This window comes from Streptomyces sp. A012304, from assembly GCF_026008495.1.
GTDB lineage: Bacteria > Actinomycetota > Actinomycetes > Streptomycetales > Streptomycetaceae > Streptomyces.
In genome coordinates, this window is record NZ_BQUN01000207.1 from 1 (window position 1) to 332 (window position 332).

The following is a 332-nucleotide window of genomic DNA, read 5'->3' on the forward strand; positions in this document are numbered from 1 at the left end:
ACTTCGAGGAGAACCCGGGCCTGCTCACCCTCGAGAAGATCGCCGAGCTCGACGGCCGGGAACACGAGCGCGAGCCGACGGCGCTGTCCACGCTCGACAACTACATCTCTCAGGGCAAGCTGGCGCGGCCGGACCGCAAGCCGGGCGACGGCGAGACGCCCGACGTCGACGAGCGAATGTGGATGCCCGAGAGCGTTCTGCCCTACCTGTGCCGGCCGGACAGCCGGCACGGTGCGCCGAAGCCTGCGCAGGATGAGGCTGCCGCGGTGGAGCCGAGCGAGTTCCTGCAGCGGTACTTCGAGGAGAACCCGGGCCTGCTCACCCTCGAGAAG

At 69.3% G+C, this 332-nt stretch carries 1 pseudogene; it reads left to right on the forward strand.

Annotated features, from left to right (window positions below):
• Window positions 1-332: pseudogene (locus ALMP_RS41865) on the forward strand (hypothetical protein); the annotation flags it as partial.